At 67.9% G+C, this 26,062-nt stretch carries 26 protein-coding genes; 5 read left to right on the plus strand and 21 right to left on the minus strand.

The genetic code is table 11. The features are described 5' to 3' along the window. Positions 1-60: 60 nt before the first annotated feature. The 13 genes from WG902_RS09420 to WG902_RS09480 form a co-directional block, all read right to left on the minus strand. Positions 61-624 (minus strand): tripartite tricarboxylate transporter TctB family protein, encoded by a 564-nt coding sequence (locus tag WG902_RS09420; protein WP_340059769.1) that lies wholly within the window; start codon positions 622-624, stop codon positions 61-63. Between the two features lie 10 nt (positions 625-634). After that, positions 635-1,642, minus strand: coding sequence for a Bug family tripartite tricarboxylate transporter substrate binding protein (locus WG902_RS09425; protein WP_340059770.1), 1,008 nt, complete (start codon positions 1,640-1,642; stop codon positions 635-637). Between the two features lie 76 nt (positions 1,643-1,718). After that, on the minus strand, positions 1,719-2,786 hold the full coding sequence (locus WG902_RS09430; protein ID WP_340059771.1) for a dihydrodipicolinate synthase family protein: 1,068 nt from the start codon (positions 2,784-2,786) through the stop codon (positions 1,719-1,721). An 11-nt stretch (positions 2,787-2,797) separates the two neighbouring features. Continuing rightward, entirely contained in the window at positions 2,798-3,835 is a 1,038-nt protein-coding gene (locus tag WG902_RS09435) for an NAD-dependent epimerase/dehydratase family protein (protein WP_340059772.1), read from the minus strand. Between the two features lie 81 nt (positions 3,836-3,916). Beyond that, on the minus strand, positions 3,917-5,602 hold the full coding sequence (gene ybaL / locus WG902_RS09440) for a YbaL family putative K(+) efflux transporter (protein WP_340059773.1): 1,686 nt from the start codon (positions 5,600-5,602) through the stop codon (positions 3,917-3,919). Between the two features lie 36 nt (positions 5,603-5,638). Then, positions 5,639-6,259 (minus strand): DedA family protein, encoded by a 621-nt coding sequence (locus WG902_RS09445; protein WP_340059774.1) that lies wholly within the window; start codon positions 6,257-6,259, stop codon positions 5,639-5,641. A 64-nt stretch (positions 6,260-6,323) separates the two neighbouring features. Further along, complete coding sequence (locus WG902_RS09450) at positions 6,324-7,406, minus strand: TRAP transporter substrate-binding protein (RefSeq protein WP_340059775.1); 1,083 nt, start codon at positions 7,404-7,406, stop codon at positions 6,324-6,326. Between the two features lie 159 nt (positions 7,407-7,565). Further along, entirely contained in the window at positions 7,566-8,645 is a 1,080-nt protein-coding gene (locus WG902_RS09455) for a TRAP transporter substrate-binding protein (RefSeq protein ID WP_340059776.1), read from the minus strand. Positions 8,646-8,718: 73 nt separating this feature from the next. Next, a complete protein-coding gene (locus WG902_RS09460) occupies positions 8,719-9,798 on the minus strand; it encodes a TRAP transporter substrate-binding protein (RefSeq protein WP_340059777.1) in 1,080 nt (359 codons plus the stop codon). Positions 9,799-9,957: 159 nt separating this feature from the next. Beyond that, the gene (locus tag WG902_RS09465; protein WP_340059778.1) at positions 9,958-11,037 is read right to left on the minus strand and encodes a TRAP transporter substrate-binding protein; all 1,080 of its coding nucleotides are present in this window, start codon (positions 11,035-11,037) and stop codon (positions 9,958-9,960) included. Between the two features lie 164 nt (positions 11,038-11,201). Further along, positions 11,202-13,088: a 1-deoxy-D-xylulose-5-phosphate synthase gene (gene dxs, locus WG902_RS09470; protein WP_340059779.1), complete on the minus strand. Its 1,887-nt coding sequence runs from the start codon at positions 13,086-13,088 to the stop codon at positions 11,202-11,204. Positions 13,089-13,095: 7 nt separating this feature from the next. Further along, positions 13,096-13,983, minus strand: coding sequence for a polyprenyl synthetase family protein (locus WG902_RS09475; RefSeq protein ID WP_340059780.1), 888 nt, complete (start codon positions 13,981-13,983; stop codon positions 13,096-13,098). Continuing rightward, complete coding sequence (locus WG902_RS09480) at positions 13,980-14,207, minus strand: exodeoxyribonuclease VII small subunit (RefSeq protein ID WP_340059781.1); 228 nt, start codon at positions 14,205-14,207, stop codon at positions 13,980-13,982. Before WG902_RS09480 ends, WG902_RS09475 begins: the two co-directional genes overlap by 4 nt. A gap of 137 nt (positions 14,208-14,344) precedes the next feature. Between WG902_RS09480 and WG902_RS09485 the strand changes: the two genes are divergently transcribed. The 3 genes from WG902_RS09485 to WG902_RS09495 are packed head-to-tail and all read left to right on the plus strand — an operon-like array spanning position 14,345 to position 16,859. Then, positions 14,345-15,493 carry an aromatic ring-hydroxylating oxygenase subunit alpha gene (locus tag WG902_RS09485; protein ID WP_340059782.1) on the plus strand — a complete coding sequence of 383 codons (1,149 nt, stop codon included), beginning with the start codon at positions 14,345-14,347 and terminating at the stop codon, positions 15,491-15,493. A 14-nt stretch (positions 15,494-15,507) separates the two neighbouring features. Beyond that, positions 15,508-16,395, plus strand: coding sequence for a sulfurtransferase (locus WG902_RS09490; protein ID WP_340059783.1), 888 nt, complete (start codon positions 15,508-15,510; stop codon positions 16,393-16,395). Between the two features lie 44 nt (positions 16,396-16,439). Then, entirely contained in the window at positions 16,440-16,859 is a 420-nt protein-coding gene (locus tag WG902_RS09495) for a hypothetical protein (protein ID WP_340059784.1), read from the plus strand. Positions 16,860-17,001: 142 nt separating this feature from the next. Here WG902_RS09495 and WG902_RS09500 read toward each other — a convergent pair whose 3' ends face one another. The 6 genes from WG902_RS09500 to WG902_RS09525 all read right to left on the minus strand — a co-directional run bounded on the left by WG902_RS09500 (position 17,002) and on the right by WG902_RS09525 (position 23,251). Then, complete coding sequence (locus WG902_RS09500; RefSeq protein ID WP_340059785.1) at positions 17,002-17,502, minus strand: hemerythrin domain-containing protein; 501 nt, start codon at positions 17,500-17,502, stop codon at positions 17,002-17,004. A gap of 126 nt (positions 17,503-17,628) precedes the next feature. Next, a complete protein-coding gene (locus WG902_RS09505) occupies positions 17,629-18,957 on the minus strand; it encodes a cation:proton antiporter (protein ID WP_340059786.1) in 1,329 nt (442 codons plus the stop codon). Between the two features lie 86 nt (positions 18,958-19,043). Next, positions 19,044-19,862 (minus strand): alpha/beta hydrolase, encoded by an 819-nt coding sequence (locus tag WG902_RS09510; RefSeq protein WP_340059787.1) that lies wholly within the window; start codon positions 19,860-19,862, stop codon positions 19,044-19,046. 22 nt (positions 19,863-19,884) lie between these two features. Continuing rightward, positions 19,885-20,274 (minus strand): serine/threonine protein kinase, encoded by a 390-nt coding sequence (locus WG902_RS09515; RefSeq protein WP_340059788.1) that lies wholly within the window; start codon positions 20,272-20,274, stop codon positions 19,885-19,887. A gap of 154 nt (positions 20,275-20,428) precedes the next feature. Further along, complete coding sequence (locus WG902_RS09520) at positions 20,429-21,127, minus strand: tyrosine-protein phosphatase (protein WP_340059789.1); 699 nt, start codon at positions 21,125-21,127, stop codon at positions 20,429-20,431. 54 nt (positions 21,128-21,181) lie between these two features. Further along, entirely contained in the window at positions 21,182-23,251 is a 2,070-nt protein-coding gene (locus WG902_RS09525) for an ATP-dependent helicase (RefSeq protein ID WP_340059790.1), read from the minus strand. Positions 23,252-23,269: 18 nt separating this feature from the next. On the opposite strand from WG902_RS09525, the gene WG902_RS09530 reads away from it, so the two are divergent. Further along, positions 23,270-24,178 (plus strand): DUF72 domain-containing protein, encoded by a 909-nt coding sequence (locus WG902_RS09530; RefSeq protein WP_340059791.1) that lies wholly within the window; start codon positions 23,270-23,272, stop codon positions 24,176-24,178. 59 nt (positions 24,179-24,237) lie between these two features. Continuing rightward, complete coding sequence (locus tag WG902_RS09535) at positions 24,238-24,771, plus strand: DUF4019 domain-containing protein (RefSeq protein WP_340059793.1); 534 nt, start codon at positions 24,238-24,240, stop codon at positions 24,769-24,771. On the opposite strand, the gene WG902_RS09540 is transcribed toward WG902_RS09535, so the two are convergent. Beyond that, positions 24,756-25,334, minus strand: a complete 579-nt coding sequence (locus WG902_RS09540) for a DUF4142 domain-containing protein (protein WP_340059794.1) — start codon at positions 25,332-25,334, stop codon at positions 24,756-24,758. The genes WG902_RS09535 and WG902_RS09540 overlap by 16 nt on opposite strands. A 29-nt stretch (positions 25,335-25,363) precedes the next feature. Next, on the minus strand, positions 25,364-25,972 hold the full coding sequence (locus WG902_RS09545) for a DUF4142 domain-containing protein (RefSeq protein ID WP_340059795.1): 609 nt from the start codon (positions 25,970-25,972) through the stop codon (positions 25,364-25,366). Between the last annotated feature and the right edge of the window lie 90 nt (positions 25,973-26,062).

The following is a 26,062-nucleotide window of genomic DNA, read 5'->3' on the forward strand; positions in this document are numbered from 1 at the left end:
AGCCCCGAGGTCTTGCAGTCCTTGCATCGTGGAGATCGCTACGTGTGGGAGCCGTCGGGCTCAGGGCATGCGGACCAGGAACAGCCGCTCGAACACCAGCCAGGTGACCACCGAGGAGAGCACGCCGATCACCAGCGCCTGGATCCAGGCGCGCGCGTCGAGGCGGCGGCCGGCGGGATCGTTGCTCAGGCGGCGGAACACCAGGATGGAAACCGTCACGTAGATGGACGAGGCGATCCAGAAGGGAATGCCGTGGCCCACCAGCACGACGGCATAGCCGCAGCACAGCGCGATGGCGATCCAGACGCGCCGGGATGCCTCGCGCTCGTGCGCAGTGCGCGCCGGCGTGGCGTGCGCCAGCGCGCCCAGGCGCAGGCTGCGCACGCACAGCACGAGGCCCAGCAGGATCATGCCGATGCCCAGCAGGCCGGGCAGCAACCCGGGCACGGTGACCGGGTTGATGTTCTGCTGTTCCAGCCGGTCCATCGTGATGGAGCCGACCAGCACCGCGACGCCCAGGATCATCCAGCCGATGGAGTCCCTGAGGTCTGCGCGCGGTGAAGCGCGCTCCTCGTCGATGCCGGTGGCAACGGAATGCTCGGGGACGAGGGCAGGATCCGCCATGGCCCTGGGCTCAGGGCTTGGGGATGCCGACGGTGTCGGGCGCCACCTTGGTCTTGCCGCTGGCGTGCAGGTTCCAGACGTTCGTCTGCACGGCCGGCCACACGGCCTGCTGCGCCTCCTCGCCGTGCAGGGGATTCATCAGCGCGCCGCGGCTCGTGGCGTACTTGCGCAACGCCTCGCTCTTGACGATGTTCTGTGCCCAGATGCGCTCCACCGTCTTGACCACGTCGTCCGGCACGCCCTTCGGGATGAAGATGCCGAAGTAGTTTGCCGGCGCGGTGAAGCCGGGGATGGTGGCCGACAGCGGCGGGATGGTGCCGTAGCCTTCGAGTTCCAGCGGCTTGTCGCTGACCGTGGCCAGCGGACGCAGGCGCTTGCCGCGGATCATGTCGGCCTGCTCCACCGCCAGCTGCGTGGTGAGGTCGGCTTCTCCGGCGACGGTCGCGACCACCGCGGGGTTGCCGCCGTCGTACGAGACTTCCTTGTACTTCACCCCCGTGGCCTTGACGATCTGGTCCATCGCGGCATGCGCGGCGGATGTCACGCCGGCGGTGGCGACGCTGATCTGGCCCGGCTTGGCCTTCATGTCGTCCAGCAGCTGCCTGGCGTTCTGCCATGGGCGTTGCGGGTTCACGCCGATCACCTGGATGTTGGCCACGTTCAGGAACAGGTGCCAGTCCTTGATGCTGGTGTTGACGGAGCCCAGAGCCTGGTAGGCGCCCAGGTCCTGCGCCGCGCCGGCGGTCCACGTGTAGCCGTCCTTGGCTGCATCCATCGCGCTCTTGGTGCCGATGGCCCCGGAGGCGCCCGGCTGGTTGACGATGACGATGGTCTGGCCGAGCGCCTTTTCCAGTTCCGCGGCGGTCACGCGCGTCACCTGGTCGGTGGAGCCCCCGGCGGCCCACGGCACGATCAGGTTGATCGGCCGGGTGGGTTTCCAGTTCTGCGCCGCGGCGGGCAGGACGGCGCCAAGGGCGAGCGTCGCGGCGATGGCGTGGAGGAAGAAGCGCTTCTGCATGGGGATCTCCGGGTTAATTCCCTAAACGGTTAATTGACTCTACGTTCAGCACTCCACCGTGTCAACGAGGGTTGCCCTACGACAACCACCGCTCCCTGTGCTCCGCCACGAACGCATCATCATTCAGATGCGGATACTCCCGCTGCACGCGCGACAACTCCTCCGCCTGCCCCGGGCTCAGGCCTTCGGCCGGGTCCAGGCACCACGTGCCCGCCAGCAGTCCCTGCCGCCGCAGCACCTCGTGGCAACCGGCAATGCAGCCGTGGAAATCATGCGCCACGTCGAACAGCGCCGCATTCCAGTCGGTCACCTGGCTGTCCAGCGCCAGCAAGTCCATAGGCGCCTGTCCTGCCTGCACTGCCGCATGGATGCGCTCCAGCAACTGCACGGCGCTGCGCGTTCCCACGCTCCAGTGCCCCAGCAGGCCGCCGCGGATGCGCGCCGTCACCGGCTGGCCGTCGCGCATGAACCTGAACGGCGCCAGCAGGTCGAGCACGATGTGGTCGTCGTTGCCCGTGTAGAGCGTGATGCGCTCCTCGGCGCGCGCCGCGACGACGCCGCGGATCACGTCGAGCGTGCGATAGCGATGGAACGGCGCCATCTTGATCGCGACGACGTTGTCGATCTCGGCGAAGCGGCGCCAGAACGGCATCGGCAGGTGGATGCCGCCGACCGCGGGCTGCAGGTAGAAGCCCACCAGTGGCATCTCTTCGGCCACGGCGCGGCAATGCGAGACCAGCTCGTCCTCGCTCGCTGACTTCATCGCGGCCAGGCTGAGCAGGCCGGCGTGATAGCCGAGCCCGCGGGCCACCCGCGCTTCGCGCAACGCCTGCTCCGTGCGGCCCGCCAGCCCCGCCACCATGAACAGCGGGCGCCGACCGCCCAGCGGCTGCCACTCGCGCGCGGTCTGCATGGCCTGTTCCAGCACCGGCTGGTAGAGCCCGACGTCACGGATGGCGAACTGCGTGGAATGCACGCCGACCGCCACCCCGCCAGCGCCGGCGTCCAGGTAGTAGCGCGTCATCGCGCGCTGGCGCCGCGCATCGAGCCGGCGCTGCGCGTCCAGTGCGAGAAGGTGCGCCGGAATGACCGCCCCGGCGCGCAGGACGGCCAGGCTGTCGGCAGGCAGTTCGCTCCAGTGCATCAGGGTTTCCTTCAGTATTTGCCGTCGCGCGCTTCGTAGTGCGTGGGCTTGCCCAGGGTGGCGCCGCCGCGCTGCACCCAGTCGGCGGTCCAGTCGATCATGCGCTCCAGCCTCACCCTGGGTTGGCCGAACAGCCGGAAGGCCTGGTTGCAGTCGACCAGCCACGCCGTCGGGGCTTCATGCCCGGTAAAGACCGGCCGCACCCCCAGCCGCTCGGCGAACGCCAGCGCCAGCTCGCGGATGCTGATCTTCGGGCCGCTCAGGTTCAGCGCGCTGGTCGGCGCGGTGCAATGCGCCAGCGTGCGCAGCGCCCAGTCGTTGGCCTCGCCCTGCCAGATCACGTTGGCATGCCCCATGCCCAGCTCGATGGGCGAGCGGCGCAGCACCTTCTGCGCCACGTCATGGAGCACGCCATAGCGCATGTCGATCGCGTAGGACAGGCGCAGCAGCCGGCCTTCGGTGCCATGCAGGTGCGAGAAGTGCTCGAACAGGCGCTCGCGGGCCACGCACGAGTTGGCGTACTCGCCCGAGGGCGCCGTCGGCGGCGTCGACTCCGGCGCGCCTTCACCCGCGGTGGGGACGAAGGGGTAGACGCAGGCGGTGGAGAAGGCGACGATGCGCGAACGCGCGAAGCGCTCCGCCACCAGCGCCGGCACGTGCGCGTTCATCGCCCACGTCAGCCACTCGCTGCCGGTGGAGCCGAACTTGCGGCCCGCCATGAAGATGATGTTGGGCGCATCGGGCAGTTGCGCGAGCGCTTCACGCGACTGCAGGTCGGCGGCGATGCATTCCACGCCGCTGGCTTGCAGGCGTTCGCGCAAGCCGGGCTCCGAAAAACGGGCAACGCCGATCACCCGCCGGGCCGGATCGGCCCGCTTGGCCATGCGCGCGAGCGTCGGGCCCATCTTGCCGCCGACACCGAGGACCAGGATGTCGCCCGGCGCCTGCGCCAGGCTGCGCGCGAGCGCGGGCGTCGGCCGGCTCATGAGTTCCTCGAGGGTTTCGATGTCCGCGATGCGCGCGGGCAGTTCCTGGGCGGTTTCCGTCATGCCGCAACGATTCACCATTTGGTGAATTGCTTCAAGGCGGGGCAACCCTTAGAACCTTCGCGCGCGATCCCCACGCCAGGGCTAGGTGCTGCACCTCTCCAGCACATACCGGCTCATCGCCGAGGCCAGCTCCAGTTCGCCGACGAAGACGCGCCCCGCGACCTCCGCTTCCAGCCGGCGCGCCTCTTCCTCGTTGTGCGAGCGCACCACGATCTCGATCGACGGATTGAGCAGCCGCGCTTGCTCGGCCATCTGCCGCACGCCCAGCGTGTCGGGCGTGGCGATGACCAACAGGCGAGCGCGCGCGACATGCGCCTGCACCAGCACCTCCGGGCGGCTGGCATCGCCGCTCACCGCCGCGATCCCATTGCCGCGCAGGGTCTCGACCAGCTCACGGTTCTGTTCGGCCACCACGTAAGGCAAGCCCGCCGCGGCCAGATCCGCCGCCAGCTTCCGGCCGACGCGCCCGTAGCCGACCAGCACGACATGCCCCGACAGGAAGCGGGGATCCGTCGTCATCGGCAGCTCCGCAAGCGGATCGTCCCGCGTGGCGAGTTCGCGCGCCACCTGCGAACGGCGCAGCAGCCAGCGCTGCGCCGGCTCGATCACGTGGAACAGCAGCGGGTTCAATGCGATGGAGATCAAGGCGCCGGCCACGACCAGGCTCTGCGCGTCCGCCGGCAGCACGCCGAGCGTTCCGCCCAGGGTCATCAGGATGAAGGAGAACTCGCCGATCTGCGCCAGGCTGGCGGACACCGTCAACGCCGTGTGCAGCGGATAGCGCAGCAGCAGCACCAGCAGCGCGGCGGCGATCGACTTGCCGAACACGATGATGCCGACCACGGCAGCCACCCGCAACGGCTGCTCCAGCAGCACCGCCGGGTCGAACAACATGCCCACGGAGACGAAGAACAGCACGGCGAAGGCGTCCCGCAAGGGCAGCGTCTCGTGCGCAGCGCGTTCGCTGAACTGGGACTCGCGCAACACCATGCCGGCGAAGAAGGCCCCCAGCGCGAAGGACACGCCGAACAGCTTGGTGGCGCCGTAGGCAATGCTCACGGCCGCGGCCACCACGCACAGCGTGAACAGCTCGCGCGAACCGACCTTCTGCACCTGCCACAGCAGCCAGGGGAACACGCGCCGGCCCACCAGCAGCATGAGCGCCACGAACGCGCTGACCTGCAACAGCGTCACGCCGATCTGGCGCCACATCGATTCGGCCGCAGGCTGCGCCGTGCCCGTCATCATGGAGGCCATCGGCGGCAGGAGCACCAGGACCAGCACCATGGCCAGGTCTTCCACCACCAGCCAGCCCACCGCGATGCGGCCGTTGAAGGTGTCGAGCGCGCCGCGATCCTCCAGCGCGCGCAGCAGCACGACCGTGCTGGCGACCGACAGCGAGATGCCGAACACCAGCGCGGCGGGCAGGCTCCAGCCCCACAAGCTGGCGACGCCCATGCCCATGCCGGTGGCCGCGGCCATCTGCACGACGGCCCCCGGCACGGCGATCTTGCGCACCGCCAGCAGGTCGCCCAGCGAGAAATGCAGGCCGACGCCGAACATCAGCAGCATCACGCCGATTTCGGCAAGCTGCGCGGCAATGGCCGAGTCGGCCACGAAACCGGGCGTGAACGGGCCGATCAGGACGCCGGCGAAGAGGTAGCCCACGAGGGCCGGAAGCCGCAGGCGAACGGCCAGGAAGCCGAACACCAGGGCGAGCCCGAGGCCCGCTGCGATGGTGGTGATGAGGGGAAGGTCGTCGTGCATGAACGCCCGACTCTAAAGGATGGCGCGCATCCTTCCCTAGTCGGGCTGGCGGTTTTCGTCATCGTCCGACCGGTGCCGCACCACGCGCACCACGTACCAGACCACGATCACGGCGAAGATGGCCGTCGACACCGGGTTCAGCCACCTGGAGATGCGCTCGTACTGGCTCTCCAGCAGGTAGCCGGCCAGGGTGAGCAGCGACGTCCAGATCAGCGAGCCGAGCAGCGTCCACAGCACGAAAGGCAGGGGCCGCATGCGCGCCATGCCGGCGGGCAGCGCCACGACGGTGCGCAAGGCCGGCACCAGGCGACCGAACACCAGCACCAGGGGACCGCGCTCCTCGAAGAGCTTCTGGCCGCGCTCGATCTCCCTGGGCGTCAGCGCGATCCAGCGGCCATGCCGCTCGGCCAGCGCCTTCAGCCGGTCGGCGCCGAACTTGCGTCCCAACAGGTACCAGGGCAAGGCGCCGACCAGCGATCCGAGCGTTCCGGCCGCGACCACCAGCACCGGATGAAGCTCACCGCGCGCGGCGAGGAAGCCCGCGAAAGGCATGATCAACTCGGAGGGCAGCGGCGGGAACAGGTTCTCGGCCAGCATGAGAAGCGCGACGCCGAAGTAACCCAGCCGCCCGATGATGTCGATGACCCATTGCGCCATCGACCCAGTGTAGGCATGAAAAAAGCCGCCCGGGGGCGGCTTTCATGGCGAGGCCAGATGGGGCTCAAATCTTCACCGACGCCATGTAGCTGTCGAAGCGGTATTCGGAGAATCGCGTCCACAGCAGCTGGTCGCGCTGGAATGCGCGCATGTCCTGGTGGATCTTCTTGAACTCGGGCGACTTGGCCTCGTGCTCCGCGAAGACTTCCATGGACGCCTTGAAGCCCGCGTCCATCAGGTCCTTCGAGAAGGGCTTGAGCTGCGTCCTGGCGGCCACCAGGCGCTTGAGCGCGACCGGGTTCAGTGCGTCGTACTTGGCGGTCATGTCACGCGCCGCCACCTTGGTCGCGGCATCGACGATCGCCTTGTTCTCCGGCGACAGCGCGGCGTAGGCCTTGGTGTTGATGAAGAACTCGAGCTCGGCGCCGCCCTCCCACCAGCCGGGGTAGTAGTAGAACGGGGCGACCTTGTTGAAACCGAGCTTCTCGTCGTCATAAGGGCCGACGAACTCGCTGGCGTCGAGCGTGCCCTTCTCCAGCGCCTGGTACACCTCGCCGGCGGGCATGTTCTGCGCCACCACGCCGAGCTTGGCCATCGCTTCGCCGAACAGGCCGCCTCCCAGGCGCATCTTCAGGCCCTTCAGGTCGGCAACGGTCTTGATCTCCTTGCGATACCAGCCACCCATCTGCGTGCCGGTGTTGCCCGCGCTCTCGCTCTTGATGTTGTATTGCGCATAGAACGCGTCCATCAGCTTGCGGCCATTGCCGTGTTCCATCCACGAATCCATCTGGCGCGCGGTCAGGCCGAAGGGTACGGCGCAGCCGAAAGCGAAGATCGAGTTCTTGCCGGTGAAGTAGTAGGGCGCGGTCTGCGCCATCTCGATGGTGCCGTTCTGGATGGCATCCACCACGCCGAAGGCGGGCATCAGCTCGCCGGCCGCGTGCGTGGAAACTTCGAACTTGCCGCCCGAGAGGTCCTTGACGGTGCGCGCGAACATCTCCGCGCTGCCGAAGATGGTGTCCAGCGACTTGGGGAAGCTGGAGGCGAGGCGCCAGCGGACGGCAGCCTGGGCATGCACCGCGGGTGCGATGCCGGAGGCCAGAACGCCGGCGATGCCGGCGCGTTTGATGAGGGAACGACGGTCCATGACAACTCCTGTGATGCGCGGATGATGCGGCTGAGCAAGCCGCGAACCTTGCAGAAGGCTGGCACTCAGCGTCAGCGCTTGTACCTAAAACCTTCCTTTGATTGCAAAAAAGCCGAACTTCGTCATGCATTTGGCATGAGCTGAATACGGACGACCTACTTACAGTTTCTGCGACTGCATGAAGCGATCGAAGGTCGCCTCGGTGAAGCGGAACCAGAGGTTCTGCTCCGCGCGAAACCTGGAGTAGTCGCCATACACCCTCTTCCAGTTCTCGTTCTTGCGGGACAGCTCGTCGTACAGGCCGATGGACTGCTTGAAGGCCTCGGTCATCACGTCGGCGGGGAACGGGCGCAGCCTGGCGCCCGCGGCCACCAGCTGCTTCAGGGCGCCGGGATTGCGGGCGTCGTACTTCGCCTGCGTTTCGACGTGCGCATAGGTGGACGCGGCTTCGACGATGGCCTTGTTCTCCTCCGACAGCGCGTCGTAGGCCTTCTGGTTGACGAACAGGTCCAGTTGCAGGCCGCCCTCCCACCACCCGGGGTAGTAGTAGAAGGGAGCCACCTTGTGGAAACCGAGCTTGAGATCGTCGTAGGGCCCGATCCATTCCGCCGCGTCGATGCTCCCCTTCTCCAGCGCCTGGTAGATCTCGCCGCCCGGGATGTTCTGCGGCACGCCGCCCATGCGCTCCAGCACGCGGCCGGCGAAGCCGCCGATGCGGAACTTCAGTCCCTTCAGGTCCGCCGCGCTCCTGACTTCCTTGCGCATCCAGCCGCCCATCTGTGCGCCGGTATTGCCGCACGGGAAACTGATCATGTTGTACCGGGCATAGAACTCGCGCATCAGCTTCAGGCCGTTGCCCTCGTACGTCCACGCGCTCATCTGCCGGCTGTTCAGGCCGAAGGGGATGGCGCCGCCGATGGCAAAGGTTTCATCCTTGCCGGAGAAGTAATACGGTGCGGTGTGCGCCGCTTCGACGGCGCCCTTCTGCACGGCGTCCACCACGCCGAAGGCCGGCATCAGTTCGCCGGCGGCGTGCACGGACACCTCGAAGCGGCCGCCGGACAGCCGCCTGACCTTTTGCGAGAAGACGTCGGCTGCACCGTAGATGGTGTCGAGCGATTTCGGGAAGCTGGAAGCGAGGCGCCAGCGAATGGAAGCCTGGGCGTGCACGGCGGGGCCGGCGCCGGCCGCGAGCACGCCGGCGATGCCGGCATTCCGGAGGGCGGAACGACGATCCATGGGACTGAACTCCTGGTGTAGCCGCAAAGAAAAAGAGGCCCCGCGGGGCCTCTTGCTCTTGCGTGCAGGCAGCTTACAGCTTCTGCGCCTGCATGAAACGGTCGAACGTCGCCTCGGTGAAGCGGAACCACAGGTTCTGCTCGGCGCGGAAGCCGCTGTAGTCGGCGTAGATCTTCTTCCAGTCCGGATTCTTGGAGCCCAGCTCCTCATACAGCGCGATCGACTCCTTGAAAGCGGCATTCATCAGGTCGTTGGAGAAGGGACGCAGCTTGGTGCCGGCGCCGACCAGTTGCTTCAGCGCAGCCGGGTTGCGGGCGTCGTAGCGTGCCTGCATCACCGTGTGCGCATGCGCGGCGGCGTTTTCGACGATCGCCTTGTTTTCCGGGCTCAGGGCGTTGAAGGCCTTGTCGTTGATGAAGAAGTCCAGCTGCGGACCGCCTTCCCACCAGCCGGGGTAGTAGTAGAACGGGGCGACCTTGTTGAAGCCCAGCTTCAGGTCGTCGTACGGGCCCACCCATTCGGCGGCGTCGATGGTGCCCTTCTCCAGCGACTGGTAGATCTCCCCGGCAGGGATGTTCTGCGGCACGCCACCCAGGCGCTCGAGCACCTTGCCCGCGAAGCCGCCGATGCGCATCTTCAAGCCCTTCAGGTCGCCAACGCTCTTGATCTCCTTGCGGTACCAGCCGCCCATCTGCGTGCCGGTGTTGCCGCCCGGGAAATTGATGATGTTGTACTTGGCGTAGAACTCGCGCATCAGCTTCAGGCCGTTGCCCTCGTACATCCATGCCGTCATCTGGCGGCTGTTCAGGCCGAACGGGATCGCGCACCCCAGGGCGAACACCTCGCTCTTGCCGAAGAAATAGTACGGCGCGGTGTGCGCCATCTCCACGGTGCCTTGCTGCACGCCGTCGACCACGCCGAAGGCGGGCATCAGTTCGCCGGCGGCATGGGTGGAGATCTCGAACTTGCCGCCCGACATCGCCTTGACCTGCGCGGCGAACACTTCGGCGGCGCCGTAGATGGTGTCCAGCGACTTCGGAAAAGACGAGGCGAGGCGCCAGCGGATGGCTGCCTGCGCGTGCACCGCGGGCGCGATGCCGGTCGCGAGCACGCCGGCGATGCCAGCCTTCTTCATCAGGGAACGACGATCCATGGGGACTCCTGCTTTTGAGAAATTTCGGTTATGTACCACCCATGTGTTCCAACTTTCGTGTCGGTCGCAGGGTGGCACATTCTCCGGAACGCGAACTTTCCCGTCAGCGGGGGTTTTCCCTTGAGCTCGGCAGCGACGCCACAGCGCCGCGGCCTTCCTTCACAGCTTCTGGTTCTGCATGAAGCGGTCGAAAGTCATCTCGGTGAAGCGGAACCAGACGTTCTGGTCGGCGCGGAAGCTCGAATAGTCCGCATAGATCTTTTTCCAGTCCGCATTCTTCGAACCGATGTCGTCGTACAGCGCCATCGACTCCTTGAACGCCACGTTCATCAGCTCGTTCGAGAACGGCCGCAGCTTGGTGCCCGCCGCCACCAGTTGCTTCAATGCGGCGGGATTGCGCGCGTCGTAGCGCGCCTGCACGGTGATGTGCGCGTCGGACGCGGCGGACTCGACCATCGCCTTGTACTCCGGGGACAGCCCGTCGTACGCCTTCTGGTTGACGAATATGTCGAGCTCCGGACCGCCCTCCCACCAGCCGGGGTAGTAATAGAACGGCGCCACCTTGGCGAAACCGAGTTTCAGGTCGTCGTACGGTCCCACCCATTCGGCGGCGTCGATGGTGCCCTTTTCCAGCGCCTGGTAGATCTCGCCGCCGGGGATGTTCTGGGGCACACCTCCCATGCGCTCGATCACCTTGCCGGCGAAACCGCCGACGCGGAACTTCAGCCCCTTCATGTCCGCGGAGCTCTTGATTTCCTTGCGGTACCAGCCGCCCATCTGCGCGCCGGTGTTGCCGGCCGGGAAGTTGACGATGTTGTACTTGGCGTAGAACTCGCGCATCAGCTTCAGGCCATTGCCCTCGTGCATCCACGCCGTCATCTGGCGGCTGTTCAGGCCGAAGGGGATCGCGCAGCCCAGGGCAAACACCTCGCTCTTGCCGAAGAAGTAGTACGGCGCCGTGTGCGCCACTTCGACGGTGCCCTGCTGCACGCCGTCGACCACGCCGAAGGCGGGCATCAGCTCGCCGGCGGCGTGGGTGGAGATCTCGAACTTGCCGCCGGACAGCGCCTTCACGCGCGCCGCGAACACCTCCGCGCCGCCGTACAAGGTGTCCAGCGATTTCGGGAAGCTCGAAGCGAGCCGCCATCGGATGGCAGCCTGCGCGTGCACGGCGGGCGCGATGCCCGTGGCCAGCACGCCGGCGATCCCTGCGTTGCGAAGAAGTGAACGACGATCCATGGCTTGTCTCCTGGAGAAGGTCTAGGCGGACCATTCTCCAAGCGACAGCTTCCCGTCAGGAACGGGTTTTCCCTCGCTTCGATGGCGGGGTCGCTGGCGCGAACCCGCCCTACAGGGGCGGCGCTTCGTAGGGCGGGTTCGCGCAGTGACCCCGCCGTTGCTGGCTAGCCCACCACTTTCAGGCTCGGCGCCGCGCGCGCCACCAGTTCGCCGAACCGCGCGCGGATGGACGCCTCGATGCCCGCCGCATCCAGCCCCTGCAGCGACAGCAGCCGCGCCGGATCCCCGTGCGGCGCATATTCGTCGCGCAGTCCCAGTTGCAGCACGGGCTTGACGACGCCCGCGGCTTGCAGCGCTTCCAGCACCGCGCTGCCGGCCCCGCCCATGACGGCGCCCTCCTCCACCGTGACCAGCGCATCGTGCGATGCCGCCAGTTGCAGCAGCAGTTCGGTGTCCAGCGGCTTGGCCCAGCGCATGTTGGCCACGCTGGCGCCCAGCCGCTCGGCGGCCTGCAGCGCCGGGTACAGCAGCGTCCCGAAGGCCAGGATGGCGACGGACTGGCCTTGCCGGCGCAACTCGCCCTTGCCGAACGGCAGCGACTGCAGGCCCGGCTCCACCGCCACGCCGGCGCCGGCGCCGCGCGGATAGCGCACTGCCACCGCGTGATCCTGCTGGTAGGCCGTGGTCAGCAGCTTGCGGCATTCGTTCTCGTCCGCGGGGCACGCGATGCTGACATGGGGCACGCAGCGCAGGAACGGGATGTCGTAGGCGCCCGCATGCGTGGGGCCGTCCGCCCCGACCAGGCCCGCGCGGTCGAGGGCGAACACCACCGGCAGCTTTTGCAGTGCGACGTCGTGGATCAGCTGGTCGTAGGCGCGCTGCAGGAAGGTCGAATAGATCGCCACCACCGGCCTCAAGCCCTCGCAGGCCAGGCCCGCGGCGAAGGTCACGGCGTGCTGCTCCGCGATGCCGACGTCGTGGTAGCGATCGGGAAAGCGCTGCTGGAATTCGACCATGCCCGAGCCCTCGCGCATGGCGGGCGTGATGCCCACCAGGCGGTGGTCCTGGGCGGCCATGTCGCACAGCCACTGGCCGAACACCTGCGTGAAGGTCGGCTTGGAAACCGTCGCCGGCTTGACCAGTCCCACCGCCGGATCGAACTTGCCCGGGCCGTGGTACGCCACCGGGTCCGCCTCGGCGAGCTTGTAGCCCTGCCCCTTCTTCGTCACGACGTGCAGGAACTGCGGGCCCTTGAGCAGCTTGATGTTCTCCAGCGTCGGGACCAGCGAGTCGAGGTCGTGGCCGTCGATGGGCCCGATGTAGTTGAAGCCGAACTTCTCGAACAGGGTGGCCGGCACCACCATGCCCTTGGCATGTTCCTCGAAGCGCTTGGCCAGTTCGAACAGCGGCGGCGCCACCTTCAGCACGTTCTTGCCCAGGTCCTTGGCGGTGGCATAGAAGCGCCCGCTCATGAGCTGGGCGAGGTAGCGGTTCAGCGCGCCCACCGGCGGGCTGATCGACATGTCGTTGTCGTTCAGGATCACCAGCAGGTCGGTGTCGGCCACGCCCGCGTTGTTCAGCGCCTCGAACGCCATGCCGGCGCTCATCGCGCCGTCGCCGATCACCGCGATGCAACGGCGCTGTTCACCCTTTTGCTTGGCGGCCACCGCCATCCCCAGCGCGGCGGAGATGCTGGTGGAGGAATGCGCCGTGCCGAAGGCGTCGTACTCGCTCTCCGCGCGCTGCGGGAAGCCCGCCAGGCCCCCGAGCTGGCGCAGCGACGCCATGCGCTCCCGCCGGCCCGTGAGGATCTTGTGCGGATAGGTCTGGTGGCCGACGTCCCAGACGATGCGATCGAACGGCGTGTTGAAGACGTAGTGCAGCGCGATCGTGAGTTCCACCGTGCCGAGGTTGGAGCTCAGGTGGCCGCCGGTGCGCGCCACGGACTCCAGCACGTAGGCGCGCAGTTCTTCCGCGACGGGCGCGAGTTGCGTGCGCGGCAGCCGGCGCAGGTCCGCCGGGTCGTTGATGGTTTCGAGCAGCTTGGCCATGCGGTTCTCAGTTGTCCCTGTGTACCACCATCTCGGCCAGGCCGAGCAGCGCGCGCGTGTCGGCCAGGCCGCTGGTGGCCAGCGCGGCGCGCGCCTGCTCCAGCAGTTCGGCCGCGTGGCTGCGGGCGCGGTCCAGCCCCAGCAGCGAAACATAGGTCGGCTTGGCCTGGGCGGCGTCCTTGCCGGGCGTCTTGCCCAGCGTCGCGGAGTCGGCGGTGACGTCGAGGATGTCGTCCACCACCTGGAACGCCAGGCCGAGTGCGCGTCCGTAACCGTCGAGGCCCTTCAACGCAGCCGAAGCCGGCTCGCCGCAAGCAGCCCCCATCATCACGCTGGCGTGCAGCAGCGCACCGGTCTTCAGGCTGTGCATGCGGCGCAGTTCGTCTTCCGTCAGGGCATGGCCGACGGCGGCCAGGTCGACGGCCTGGCCTCCCGCCATGCCGTCGTGGCCTGCGGCGCGCGCCAGCAGGCGGCACAGGCGCGCCTGCGTGGCGTCGGGAATGCCCTGGTCCACCGGCGTGAGCAGCTCGAAGGCCAGCGCCTGCAACGCGTCCCCCGCCAGCAGGGCCGAAGCCTCGCCGAACTGCACGTGCACCGTCGGCTTGCCGCGCCGCAGGATGTCGTCGTCCATGCACGGCATGTCGTCGTGCACCAGCGAGTAGGCGTGGATCAATTCGACGGAGCAGCCGGCGCGCAGGGCCGCGCCCTGGTGGCCGCCGACCGACTCGCAGGCGGCGACCACCAGCAGTGGCCGCAGGCGCTTGCCGCCATCGAGCACCGCATAGCGCATGGCGTGGCCCAGGCCGGCCGGTGCGTCGGCGGGCACCCACGCGGACAGGGCGTCCTCCACTTCCGCCAGCCGCCGGGCGGACCATGCGCGCAGGTCGAACGTCACTCCGTCGCCCACGGCTTGAGCACGCCGGCGTCGAGCACCTTGATCTGCTCTTCCACGGCCTGCAGCTTCTCGCGGCAGAACTTCAGCAGGTCGGCGCCGCGCTCGTAGCCGGCGAGCAGTTGCTCCAGCGGCAACTGTCCGGACTCGATGCGGCTCGTGAGCTGTTCCAGCTCTTCCATGGCCGCTTCATAGCTGGCAGGGGGATTGAATGACGGCTTGGACATGTAATGTGTTCGGGTCGAGACTGGATTTTAGGCGGGACCGCCCCATGTGCAGTCGGGGGTTAGAATCGCCCTCCCTCTCGTCGCGCTCCCAAGCGCGGCCCTGTCCCCTTCATAGGGGGAGTCTCTAGGTCAGGTCCATGTCTGATTTAAGTCTTCAGCTACAGCAGGCCGCAAGCCAACTTCCCGTCACCAGTTACTTCGACCAGGCGCTCCATTCGCGTGAGATGGAGCTGATCTTCCAGCAAGGGCCCCGTTATGTGGGGCACGAGCTGGCGGTGCCGGAGCGCGGCGACTATTACACCCTGCCCCAGGAGGGCGAGGGGCGCGCGCTGCTGCGCTCGGCCAACGGCATCGAACTGATCTCCAACGTCTGCCGGCACCGGCAGGCGCTGATGCTGCGCGGTCGCGGCTCGGTGCAGGCGACGCCATCGTCGGGCGGAAACATCGTGTGCCCGCTGCATCGCTGGACCTACAGCGCGGGCAGCGGCGGGCCAGCGGGCACCCTGCTGGGCGCGCCGCACTTCCAGACCGACCCGTGCCTGAACCTCAACAACTACGAGGTGCAGAACTGGAACGGCCTGCTGTTCGAGAAGAAGGGCGGCTACGACGTGGCGCGGGCGCTGGCGAAGCTCGGGCCCAAGGCCGACCTCGACTTTTCGGGCTACGTGTTCGACCGCGCCGTGCTGCACGAAGTGAACTACAACTGGAAGACCTTCATCGAGGTCTATCTCGAGGACTACCACGTCGGGCCGTTCCACCCGGGCCTCGGCAACTTCGTCGCCTGTGAAGACCTGAGCTGGGAGTTCGGGCGCGACCACTCGGTGCAGACCGTGGGCGTGGCCGGCAAGCTCGGCAAGCCCGGCTCCGACGTGTACCGCAAGTGGCACGACGAAATCCTGCGCTTCGGCAACGGCCGCCCTCCCAAGCACGGCGCGATCTGGCTCACGCTGTACCCCAACGTGATGGTGGAGTGGTATCCCAACGTGCTGGTGGTCTCCACGCTGTACCCGAAGGGGCCGCAGAAGACGCTGAACATGGTGGAGTTCTTCTACCCCGAGGAGATCCAGGCCTTCGAGCGCGAATTCGTCGAGGCGCAACAGGCCGCGTACATGGAAACCTGCGAGGAGGACGACGAGATCGCCCTGCGCATGGACGCCGGGCGCAAGGCGCTGATGGAACGCGGCGACAACGAAGTCGGCCCGTACCAGAGCCCGATGGAAGACGGCATGCAGCACTTCCACGAGTGGTACCGCGAGGCGGTGGGCCCGCGCAGCGTCCTGCCCTGACCGAGGCGCCGAACATGCACACGACCCTTGTCTCCGTCGACCAGCTGAAGGCCTTGCGGGACACCAAGGCGCGCCTGATGGTCTTCGACTGCACCTTCGACCTGATGGACCCCGCCAGCGGCGAGCGGCAGTACCTGCAGGCGCACATTCCCGGAGCGGTGTATGCGCACCTGGACGAAGCGCTCAGCGACAAGGGCCTGCCGGACGCCAACGGGCAGCAGCAGCCGCACGCCGATGCCGCCTCCGGCGGCCGGCACCCGTTGCCCAGCCGCGAGAAGTTCGCGATGTGGCTGTCCAGCGTCGGCTTCGCCAACGACATGCAGGCCGTCGTGTACGACCGCAATGGCGCCAACTATTGCGGCCGGCTCTGGTGGATGCTCAAGTGGGCAGGCCATGAAGCGGCCGCCGTGCTGGATGGCGGGCTGCAGGCCTGGCAGGCGGCCGGTGGCGAGGTGCGCTCGGGCGCGGAGGCTTCGCACTTCCAGTCCAACTTCGAACTGGGCCCGCCTTTGCGCAAGCTGGTGACCACGCAGCAGGTGGCAGGCGCGCTCGGCAGCGGTGCGGTGACGCTGGTGGACGCGCGCGCGCCGCAGCGGTTTCGCGGCGAGGTGGAGCCGCTGGATCCGGTGGCCGGTCACATCCCGGGCGCCCTGAACCGGCCGTTCGCGCAGAACATCGGCGCCGACGGCCGCTTCAAGCCCGCGGCGCAACTGCGCGAGGAATTCGACCAGCTGCTCGGCGGCCGCGACGCGGCATCGGTGGTGATGTACTGCGGCAGCGGCGTGAGCGCCGTGCCGAACGTCATCGGCATGGAACTCGCGGGCCTCACCCCGCCCGGCCTGTATGCAGGAAGCTGGAGCGAGTGGTGCCGCACGCCGCGGCTTCCGATCGAAAAGGGCTGAGGCCGGAAAAAAGCCGGGCAAGCCCGGCTTTTTGCTGCGCTGGATTGCTCCCGCTGTCGCCTTACCGGGTGGACGTGGTGGCCATCGGCGTGCTGGACGACGAGCTGGAGCTCATGTCCGTCGGGGTGCCGGTGCCGGAGGCGCCCATGGAGGTGCCGCTGCCGGTGGAGCCGGTCGCGGAACCCGAGGCGGAACCCATCGTGGAACCCGTGCTGGAGCCAGCGGTGGTGTCGGTGCTGCCCGTGCTCGGCGTCGTGGCCATGGAGCCCGAGCCGGTGGTGCTGCCAGCCGTGCTGGGCGAGGTGGTCGAAGGCGACGTGCTCGAGGTGGAAGGCGTCGAGGTCGAGGAGGACGACGAGGCCGGGACCTCGTCCTTCTTGCCGCACGCACTCAGCGACAGGGCTGCCATGAGGGCCAGGGCGGCGCATTGCGCGATGGGGGACTTGATCATCAGGAACTCCTAGGGGTTTTGTTTCGGTCAGTTGAGATGACAGGGTTTCCCCTGCCTTCAGTCACTTTAGTGGCCGATCAATCCCGTCTTGTCGTCTCCCGCTGTCGAACCATGTAGGACATTTCTCGGGCATGCCGTGTTCAGGCTCGGCCGTGCTACGCAAGCGCCGAGGCCAGCGCGTCCTCGCGCAAGGCCTCCTTGACCGAGCGCAGCTCCTCCTTGCGCACGGCGAGCGTGCGGCCGAGGGACTGCAGGTCCATGCGCGAAGCCAGCACGCGATTGAACACTTCCTCGCGTTCCTGGCGAACGTGGCGCGCGACGTAATCGGCGAGCACCGCCACTTTCGCGTCGTAGAGCTCGTCGTCCGCCGGCGTGGCCAGGATCTGAGCGACGAACTCGCGCTGGCTGCCATGCGCATCCTCGGCGTCGTCGAGCAATTCGTCGTCGTTCAGCGCATCGCGCACTGCCGGATAGAACAGCTCTTCCTCCAGCCGCGCATGGATGGTCAGCTCGATGCAGATCTCCTCGGCCAGCGTGCGCCGCTGCGGGGCGGGCGCGCGCATGGCCACCAGCTCGCGGTAGGCCTCGAACAGTGCGTGCACGGCAAGGTGGTCCGCGTCCAGGAGGTCGACGGCGTCAGGCGTTGGCTTTTTCATGGTGTGTGCGGCCCGTGGTTGGCGGTGACTTCTTCATGCGATTCCTCACTTGTGGATACTCTAGAGAAGCGCATGAATGGCGATGTCAGCCCCCGGACTTCGGTGGTGTAGGAGACCCGGCCTTCGTCAGGGCTTGCGCCGGCCCCGCCTCAGCGTGCGCTCGTAGGCCGCCATGATCGGCGTGACGGAAGTGCCATGCACGACGATGGAGGTGACGACCACGGCCAGGGTGAGCGCGATGATCTGGTTGGCCAGCGCGGCGTCGAGCCCATGGTTGACGGCATACATGAGGTAGTAGAGCGAGCCGACGCCACGGATGCCGAACCATCCGATCAACCAGCGCTGCGCGCCGGACACGGGAGCCCCCGAGAGGCCGATGCGCACCGACAGCGGCCGGATCACCAGGAACATCAAGGGCACGAACCACCAGGCCGACGCATGCCAGTCGACGGCCCACAGCAGCGCACCGATGGCGATCACGATGGCGACTTCGCCGATGCGCTCGGCCTGCTGGTTGAAGCCGAGCACCGCCTGGGTCATGTACATCGGCGCGTGCCTGGGGTGGACCGCAGCGTTCTCGGCCGCACTGCGGTCCGGGTCCAGCAGGGCCTGTTCCACCTTGCCGGCGCTCGCCGTCCCCCCGCCCTCGAGTTGCTCCAGCCGGCGCAAGGCCACGCCGGCGGCGAACACCGCAAGGAAGCCATAGCCTTGCAGCAGCAACGCGCAGCCGTACGCCAGGGCGATCAGCCCGAGGGCGAGAAAGTCGTCGAGGCCGACCGCCTCCTTGTGCTCCCGCCGCAAGTGCAGCACCAGGCGCCCCACGGCCATGCCGAGCACCCAGCCGGTCACCAGGCCGGTGGCGGTCGCCCACACCACGTCCACGGCGACCCAGCGCCAGCCGAACGAGCCGAGTTCGTGCAAACCGAGCAGGCCCAGGCCGAGCATGACGAAGGGGAAGGCGGTGCCGTCGTTGAGCCCTCCCTCGCCGGTCAAGGCGAAGCGCAGCTTGTCGGTGTCGCCGGGCTCGTGCAACTGCACATCGGAGGCGAGCACCGGGTCCGTCGGCGCCAGGATGGCGCCCAGCAGGACGCACGCGCCCAGCGGCAGGCCCAGGAAGAACCAGGCGACGACGGCAATCAACGCGACGGTGATCACCATGGAGTTGACCGCGAGCCGCACGGGCAGGCGCCAGCGCTTGTCCGTGAGGCCCGGGCTCAGCTTCAGGCCGGCGGTGAACAGCGACAGCAGCACCACCACTTCGGCCATGCGCTCCAGGATCAGCGCATGGGTGCGTGGCTCCGCGTGCACCAGGGCCAAGCCGAGCGGGCTGACGGCGATGCCCACCAGCAAGTAGAGCATGGCGGTGGAAAGCGGCAGGCGTTTCAGCACCGTCGATGCCAGCGCCATCAGCACCAGCAACACACCGACGATCACCGACCAGAGGGCAAGATCCATGGCCGGCATTGTCGGGCACGGCCGTGTGGGCGAATGCCGCGTCCTGCCCGGAGGCAGGACGGGCGTTGCGTGATGTCAGCGAGCGGTCAGAGCCGGCCCAGGGCCGATGCGAGCGCCTTGCGCACCGTGGGGAACTGGTGCACGTCGCTGTGCCCGGCCCCGTCCACCCGCACGAGTTCGGCCGACCGCATCGACTTGCACAGCGTCTCGCTGTGGTGGATCGGGATCAGTTCGTCTTTCTCGCCGTGGATCAGCATCACCGGGCCCAGCAGCTTGGCGGCGTGCTCCAGCGTATGCAGCGGATACCGCAGCACCTGCTGCGGCACCCATGGATACAGCTCCGCTGCCAGGGCGCGCATGCTGCTGTACGGCGAGACCAGCAAGGTCAGGTCGGGCGCGTGTCCCTCGGCGCCAAGTTGCGCGGCCAGGCCGGCAGCCAGGCCCGTGCCCAGCGACTGGCCGGAGATCACGACCCGCTTGCCCTGGTAGGCCGGGGCGAAGTGCGCCCAGACCGCGGCGACGTCGGCGCGCAGTTGCTCCTCGCTTTCGATGCGCCCGCTGCTCTTGCCGAAGCCGCGATAGTCGAACATCACCACGTCGAAATTGGCCTGGCGGAAGGCGTCGAGATCGACGAACCACTTCTTCAGGTTGCCGGAATTGCCGTGGAGGAAGAAGAACACGCCGCGCGAGTCGGGCCGCGTCATCTGGGCCACGGACAAGCGCGCACCCGGCACGTCGACGAAAAACTCGCGCGTATCGGGATCGGTGCAGATCGGGTCGTCGTGCGGCAGCGCGTCGGGCTCGAACAGCAGGCGTTCCTGCCGGAAGTACAGCCAGCTGACCGCGCCTGCATAGATCGCGCCGATCGCCAGCAGGACCGAAGCGGAGAAGATCGCGTAAACCATGTTGCCTCCTCCCCGCACCGCCTTAGCGGCTACGTTTTGCATCGGGATCGCTCGGACCGTTGCGGTCCGACATGCCGGCGTTGGGCGCACCCAGGTCCCCGGCATCGCTGGGGTTCTTCTCGTTGGCCGTGCGGCCCGCGCTGGTCACCTTGCCGCGCGGATGGACCATGTCCGTGCCGTCGTCGAAGTCGAGGGCGCCGCCTGCTCCTTCAACGGGAGCACCGTCGCGCTCGTTGACACCGGACGGCGCCACGAGATCAGGCTGGTTGTCGCTGGTCAGGCCTGGCTTGCCCGGGCCGTCGCCGCGGTAGTCCTGGCTGCCGGGAGCCTCGCCACCCTTTTGCCCATCCGGGCTCGGGCGGTTGTCGTCCTTGCGCGGGATCCCGTCTCGGGATTGTTCCTGGTTCGGCATCGCGGACTCCCTTTCTTTATCACAGGCAATTTGCCTGCCATGGAACGGAGTGTTTGCGTCGCCGAATGGCAGACCTGTCGGCTCTGCCCGGGGAGTTGCGTAGGAGGCTGTCGCGGTAGCCGGCAGGAAAACCGACGGGCCAGGGGGCGGGTTCCTACCTAGTCCGGTAAAGCAGATTCAGTCGCTCGCGCTCGGCGTCGCGCAGCCCCAGGCCCTCGCGCAGGTAGTTTTCCAGCGAACCATAGGAACTGTGGACTTCGGTGAAGGCGGCGTGCAGGAATTCCGGCTGCACCCGCCACAGCACTTCGGTGGCTTCCGGCGAGAGGCCCAGGCGGGAAGCGGACGGCAACTGCACGCGATCGTTCGTCAGCAGGTAGTCCTGCATGACCTCGTCGTCGCTCGCGCCGGTGGCCTTGAGCAGCAGCGCCGCGGCGAAACCCGTGCGGTCCTTGCCCGCCGTGCAGTGGAAGACCGTGGGCTCGTCGGAGGCCAGCAGGTGGCCGAAAAACTCGGCGAAGCGCGGCGTGCCGGTGCGCACGAAGCCGCGGTAGGTGTCCTGCATGTAGGTGGAAACGTCCGTCCCGGAGATCGTGCTGCCGGCCGCCACGAGGTCCGCCAGTTTCTGCACGATGGTCGGTTCGATCGGCAGCGAATGGACCGTTACGCCCGGCAGGGCGCAGGCGGCGGCGGTGCGTTCCTCGACACCGCGGAAGTCGAGCACGCGGCGGATGCCGAGGGCCTGGATCTGTGCGGCGTCGTGCGCGTCGAGCGCGCCGAGGTGGTCGGAGCGCCAGAGGTTGCGCAGGGGAATGGTGCCGACGGGGCGAAAATTGGCGGAGCTGGGGAGACGCATGGCCTATTGTCGCGGAGAGGCGACGGCGGGGCTCGCGCCCGTCTTCTTAAAGCGCTACTTCCATGCCGCACGCGCACGCGACCGCACCTGGATCACGGGCACCTGTGGCTGCGCCAGCCCCGGCCGCACGGCGATGGCTTCGGGCCACGTGACCTGCTCGTAGTGCGCTGTCATCGCCTCGCTGATGAAGCGCGAGCGGCCCGCATACAGGTGGCGGTCGCCGCCGCCCGACTGCTGCGTGACATAGAAGCGCTGCGGCACCAGCAGGTGCAGCTGCTCGCGGGCACGCGTCATCGCCACGTACAGGAGCCGGCGCTCCTCCTCGATCTCCTCCGTCGTGCCCGTCGCCATGTCGCTGGGGATGCAGCCGTCGACCACGCTCAGCACGTGCACCGCCTTCCACTCCTGGCCCTTGGCGCTGTGGATGGTGGACAGGACCAGGTAGTCCTCGTCGCGCAGCGGCGGCCCGCTCTGGTCGCTGGTGGCGTCGGGCGGGTCCAGCGTCAGCTCCGTCAGGAAGCGCTCGCGGCTGCCGTAGCCGGCGGCCAGCCGCGCCAGTTGCTCCACATCCAGCTTGCGCACGCCTGCATCGTCATGCAGGCGCTCCAGCACCGGCAGGTACCAGGACTTGGCCAGTTCCATGTCGGCCGGCCACGCGAGCTCGGCGTCGTTCAGCCTGGCGAACAGCGACGCGAGCTGCGACCACTCCTGCAAGGCCTGCGCCGGCGCTTCGAAGTCCTGCAAGACCTGGTGCGGGTCGCCCGCTTCGGCCATGGCATCGAGCAGCCGCGTGGCCGTCGCCGCCCCGATGCCCGGCACGAGTTGCGCCACGCGAAAGCCCGCCATGCGGCTGCGCGGGTTCTGCGCGAAACGCAGCAGGGCCATCACATCCTTGACGTGCGCGGCCTCCAGGAACTTCAGCCCGCCGAACTTCACGAAAGGGATGTTGCGGCGGGCGAGCTCCAGCTCCAGGCCAGCGCTGTGGTGGCTGGTGCGGAACAGCACCGCCTGCGACTTGAGCGGCGTGCCCGCCTCGCGCTGGCGCAGCACCTGGTCGGCCACCCAGCGCGCCTGCTGCGCCTCGTCGGGCACCAGCACCAGTTGCGCGCGCTGGCTGGACGCCTGGTCGGTGAACAGGTTCTTGGCGTGGCGCTCGCGGGCCGCCGCGATCACCGCGTTGCTGGCATCCAGGATGGGCTGCGTGCTGCGGTAATTGCGCTCCAGCGTGACCACGCGCGCCGGCTGCGTGAACTGTTGCGGGAAGTCGAGGATGTTGCGCACCGTCGCGCCGCGAAACGAATAGATGCTCTGGGCATCGTCGCCCACGACGGTGACGCCCTGCCCCGTGGGCTTCAGGCCGAGCAGGATTTCCGCCTGCAGCCGGTTGGTGTCCTGGTATTCGTCGACCAGCACGTGGTCGAAACGCGCACCCACCTCCGCTGCCAGCGCGGGCTCGGCCATCATGTCGGCCCAGAAGGCGAGCAGGTCGTCGTAGTCCACCACGTTCTGCTGCTGCTTGGCCTCCACATAGGCGCCGAACAGCTTCTTGAGCTCCTCCTCCCACTGCGTGCACCAGGGGTACACCGACTGCAGCGTCAGCCCGAGCGGCTCGCGCGTGTTCAGCACGCGCGAGTAGATCCCCAGGCAGGTGCCCTTCAACGGGAAACGCTTCTTCGTCTCCGACAGGCCGATGTCGTGGCGGACCATGCCCATCAGGTCCTCGGCGTCGCCGCGGTCGTGGATGGTGAAGGTGTCCTCCAGGCCGATGCGCGGCGCGTATTCGCGCAGCAGGCGCGCGCCGATGCCATGGAAGGTGCCGCTCCACGGCAGGTTGGGCAGCGGCTGCGTCCCGCCCAGGCCCAGCGCCTTCTGCAGCACGCCGCCGACGCGCCGCTCCATCTCCTGCGCCGCGCGACGGCTGAAGGTGAGCAGCAGGATGCGTTGCGGGTCGGCGCCGTGCCGCACGAGGGTGGCGACGCGATGCGCCAGCGTGTTGGTCTTGCCCGACCCCGCGCCCGCGATCACGAGCAAGGGCCGGGTGTCCGCGGCGGTGTCGCCCGTGCCGTGCGTGGCGGCCTCCCGCTGCTGGGCGTTGAGGGATTCCAGGGGGTCGGGGGACTGCATAAGCTGTATATTAATCCAGTGATCGGGAACATCCTCGTCGGCACCGCTTCCTGGACGGACAAGACGCTCATCGCGTGCGGCCGCTTCTACCCGCCTGCCTGCAAGACGGCGGAGCAGCGCCTGCAGTTCTACGCGCAGCAGTTCCCGTTGGTGGAAGTCGACTCGAGCTACTACGCCATGCCCACGCCGCAGGTGGCGCAGTTGTGGGCGCAACGCACACCCGCGGACTTCACCTTCAACGTCAAGGCGTTTCGCCTGTTCACGGGGCACCAGACGCAACCCGGCGTGCTGCACCGCGACCTGCAGCAGGCGCTGGGCCCGCAGGGGGCCGGCAACCTGTATTACGCCGACGTGCCGCTGGAGATTCGCGACGAGCTCTGGCGGCGCTTCATCGAAGCGCTGGAACCGCTGAAGAGAGCGGGCAAGCTGGGCGCGGTGCATTTCCAGTTCGCGCCGTGGGTGCTGCGCAATCGCGCGGGCATCGCCCACGTCGAGCACTGTGTCGAGAAGATGGCCGGCCACCTGGTGGCCGCGGAGTTTCGCCACGGCACCTGGTTCCACGGCGAGGACCTGGAGAAGACGCTGGAGTGGGAGCGCGCGCTCGGCGTCGTCCACACGGTGGTCGATTCGCCGCAGGGCTTTGCCAACTGCGTGCCTTGCGTATGGGATGTGACCCACCCCAGGCTCGCGATCCTGCGGCTGCACGGGCGCAACAAGCAGACGTGGAACAAGAAGGGCCTGGCCGCGTCGTCCGCACGCTTCGACTACCAGTACAGCCACGACGAACTCGCGGCGATGGTCCCGGAAATCGAACACCTGGCCACGCTTGCCGACCATGTGCACGTCCTCTTCAACACCAACAACGAGGACCAGGGCCAGGTCGGGGCGCGAATGATGCGCGAGCTGCTGCGGGTGAAGGCGCGGTAAACAGGAAGCCCGGCCGTTCATAGCGGCTAGACTGCCGGCTTGCCAGACCTGGAGCACCGATGAAGCCGAGTTTCCGCCTTGCCGCACTCACTGCAGCCTTGTGCGTCGCTGCCGCCGCGCAGGCCCAGCTCAAGCCGCCGGCGACCGGCCTGCCCGCACGCACCGCGCCTGCCGCACCCGCACCCTCACCCGCTGCCACACCGGTCGCGCCCGCGCCAACCGCGCCCGGAGCCATCAGCAACCCCGAGGCGGAAAAGGCCGGCCAGCTGGCCGCGCATGCCTGGCTGGTGCTGCTCGATCGCCGCGACTGGGGCTCCGCATGGGACGCGTCGAGCGCGGTGTTCCGCCAGACCGTGCCGCTGGGCACCTGGATGGACGGCATCCCGAAGGTGCGCGAGCCGTTCGGCGCGATGCTGGAGCGCCAGCCCGGGCAGGCGCTGTACAAGAAGACGCTGGCGGGCCGCCCCGACGGCGACTACGTCACCGTGCACTTCGTGTCCAGGTTCGACAAGAATCCGGAAGTGGTCGAGACCGTCACGACGGTGCGCGAGGCCGACGGCCGCTGGCGCGTGACGGGCTACACCGCGCGCTGACCGCGCAACGACGCGTTCGGCAAGGCCTTGCCGGCCTTGGCCAGCTGGAAGCGCAGCGTCGGCAGCTGCCGCTCCACCCACGCCTTGAGCACCGGGTCCTGAGCCTCGTTTGCAAGCTTCTCGTAGTTGGCGATGTCGTCGCGATGCGAGCGCAGCACCACCTCCTCCACGTACAGCTGGTCGAACCTGGCGCCCTGCAGCTTGCCCAGCTGCCTGAGCACCTTCACCTGCCGGCTGGTCATGATCGGCAAGGCCATGCCGCGCGCATGCAGCAGCCGCACCAGCTCCGGCTGCATGGCTTGTTGCCGGGTCGCCAGCGTGTTGGCGAGGTCCTTGACCGAAGGGTTGTTGCTTCTCGCGTCGGCCAGCCGGGAAGCTTCCTGCTGGAACCGCAGGTTCGCCGCGGTGATCTGCAGGAACAGGCGTTCCAGCCGCTGGGGTGGCGACGAGGGCTTCACGTCCGCCGCAGCCCCAGGTGCATAAGCAACCTTGGCGGGCGCACCCGAGACCGGCGCGGCGAACAGCGCCGATGCCAGCGTAGCGGCGATGATCGCGTGGCGCACGACCGGTCCAGTCCGCGGCCGCAGCCGCATCACTTCTTCGCCTGCGGCAGCTTCTGGGCCGCCGCCAGGTGCTCGCGCAGCTGCGGCAGCGTCTTGTCGACGAATGCCTTCAGCTCCGGATCCTTCACGTCCTTGCTGGCGCCCTGGAACTTCTTGATGTCCTTCTCATGGGCCTTGATGCCGACCTCGCGGACGAAGTCCTTGTCGAAGTCGGCGCCGTTCTTCTTGCCGAGCTTTTCGATGTCCTTGCGCAGCGCGCGCGGCGGCGCGGCGGGCAGCTCGACACCCCGGGCGTTGGCAATCTTGACCAGCTCGTTGTTGGCGGCCGTGTGGTGATCGACGAGCATGCTCGCGTAGCTCTTGACGTTGGGATCGGTGGCCTTGCTGGCGGCGAGCTGCGACACCTGCACCTCGAACATGCCGCTGCCCGCGGCTTCCTCAATGAACTTGCGATCCCCGCGCGCGACCTTGTCGTCCTTCCTGGTCGGCACGTTGCGCGTGCCGGCGCCGGGTTGCGCCATCGGTGCCGCCTGGCCGCCCGTCGCGGAGCTGCCGGAGCCCGTGGTCTGCGCCTGCGCCGCGGCGAAGGAGAAGCCGAGAGCGATGAGCGCGGCCACGATGGAGGTTTGTTTTTTCATGGAAGGGTCCCTGTACTGGATTGCGAGGTGAGGGACGGCGGCGCTGTCTTGCGTAGCAACGCCGTTCATCCGGTTACCTTACGGGGTGAG

Origin of the sequence: Ramlibacter sp. PS3R-8 (assembly GCF_037572435.1) — a bacterium.
Taxonomy (GTDB): Bacteria; Pseudomonadota; Gammaproteobacteria; order Burkholderiales; family Burkholderiaceae_C; genus Ramlibacter.

Excerpts from the sequence above, each read along its gene's own strand:
- WG902_RS09425 (WP_340059770.1), bottom strand. The coding sequence starts at position 1,642 with ATGCAGAAGCGCTTCTTCCTCCACGCCATCGCCGCGACGCTCGCCCTT.
- WG902_RS09545 (WP_340059795.1), bottom strand. The coding sequence starts at position 25,972 with ATGAAAAAACAAACCTCCATCGTGGCCGCGCTCATCGCTCTCGGCTTC.
- WG902_RS09500 (WP_340059785.1), bottom strand. The coding sequence starts at position 17,502 with ATGAAAAAGCCAACGCCTGACGCCGTCGACCTCCTGGACGCGGACCAC.
- WG902_RS09505 (WP_340059786.1), bottom strand. The coding sequence starts at position 18,957 with ATGGATCTTGCCCTCTGGTCGGTGATCGTCGGTGTGTTGCTGGTGCTG.
- WG902_RS09485 (WP_340059782.1), top strand. The coding sequence starts at position 14,345 with ATGTCTGATTTAAGTCTTCAGCTACAGCAGGCCGCAAGCCAACTTCCC.
- WG902_RS09445 (WP_340059774.1), bottom strand. The coding sequence starts at position 6,259 with ATGGCGCAATGGGTCATCGACATCATCGGGCGGCTGGGTTACTTCGGC.
- WG902_RS09435 (WP_340059772.1), bottom strand. The coding sequence starts at position 3,835 with ATGACGGAAACCGCCCAGGAACTGCCCGCGCGCATCGCGGACATCGAA.
- WG902_RS09430 (WP_340059771.1), bottom strand. The coding sequence starts at position 2,786 with ATGCACTGGAGCGAACTGCCTGCCGACAGCCTGGCCGTCCTGCGCGCC.
- WG902_RS09480 (WP_340059781.1), bottom strand. The coding sequence starts at position 14,207 with ATGTCCAAGCCGTCATTCAATCCCCCTGCCAGCTATGAAGCGGCCATG.
- WG902_RS09450 (WP_340059775.1), bottom strand. The coding sequence starts at position 7,406 with ATGGACCGTCGTTCCCTCATCAAACGCGCCGGCATCGCCGGCGTTCTG.
- WG902_RS09465 (WP_340059778.1), bottom strand. The coding sequence starts at position 11,037 with ATGGATCGTCGTTCACTTCTTCGCAACGCAGGGATCGCCGGCGTGCTG.
- WG902_RS09455 (WP_340059776.1), bottom strand. The coding sequence starts at position 8,645 with ATGGATCGTCGTTCCGCCCTCCGGAATGCCGGCATCGCCGGCGTGCTC.
- WG902_RS09520 (WP_340059789.1), bottom strand. The coding sequence starts at position 21,127 with ATGCGTCTCCCCAGCTCCGCCAATTTTCGCCCCGTCGGCACCATTCCC.
- WG902_RS09490 (WP_340059783.1), top strand. The coding sequence starts at position 15,508 with ATGCACACGACCCTTGTCTCCGTCGACCAGCTGAAGGCCTTGCGGGAC.
- WG902_RS09460 (WP_340059777.1), bottom strand. The coding sequence starts at position 9,798 with ATGGATCGTCGTTCCCTGATGAAGAAGGCTGGCATCGCCGGCGTGCTC.
- WG902_RS09510 (WP_340059787.1), bottom strand. The coding sequence starts at position 19,862 with ATGGTTTACGCGATCTTCTCCGCTTCGGTCCTGCTGGCGATCGGCGCG.
- WG902_RS09525 (WP_340059790.1), bottom strand. The coding sequence starts at position 23,251 with ATGCAGTCCCCCGACCCCCTGGAATCCCTCAACGCCCAGCAGCGGGAG.
- dxs (WP_340059779.1), bottom strand. The coding sequence starts at position 13,088 with ATGGCCAAGCTGCTCGAAACCATCAACGACCCGGCGGACCTGCGCCGG.
- WG902_RS09515 (WP_340059788.1), bottom strand. The coding sequence starts at position 20,274 with ATGCCGAACCAGGAACAATCCCGAGACGGGATCCCGCGCAAGGACGAC.
- ybaL (WP_340059773.1), bottom strand. The coding sequence starts at position 5,602 with ATGCACGACGACCTTCCCCTCATCACCACCATCGCAGCGGGCCTCGGG.
- WG902_RS09420 (WP_340059769.1), bottom strand. The coding sequence starts at position 624 with ATGGCGGATCCTGCCCTCGTCCCCGAGCATTCCGTTGCCACCGGCATC.
- WG902_RS09535 (WP_340059793.1), top strand. The coding sequence starts at position 24,238 with ATGAAGCCGAGTTTCCGCCTTGCCGCACTCACTGCAGCCTTGTGCGTC.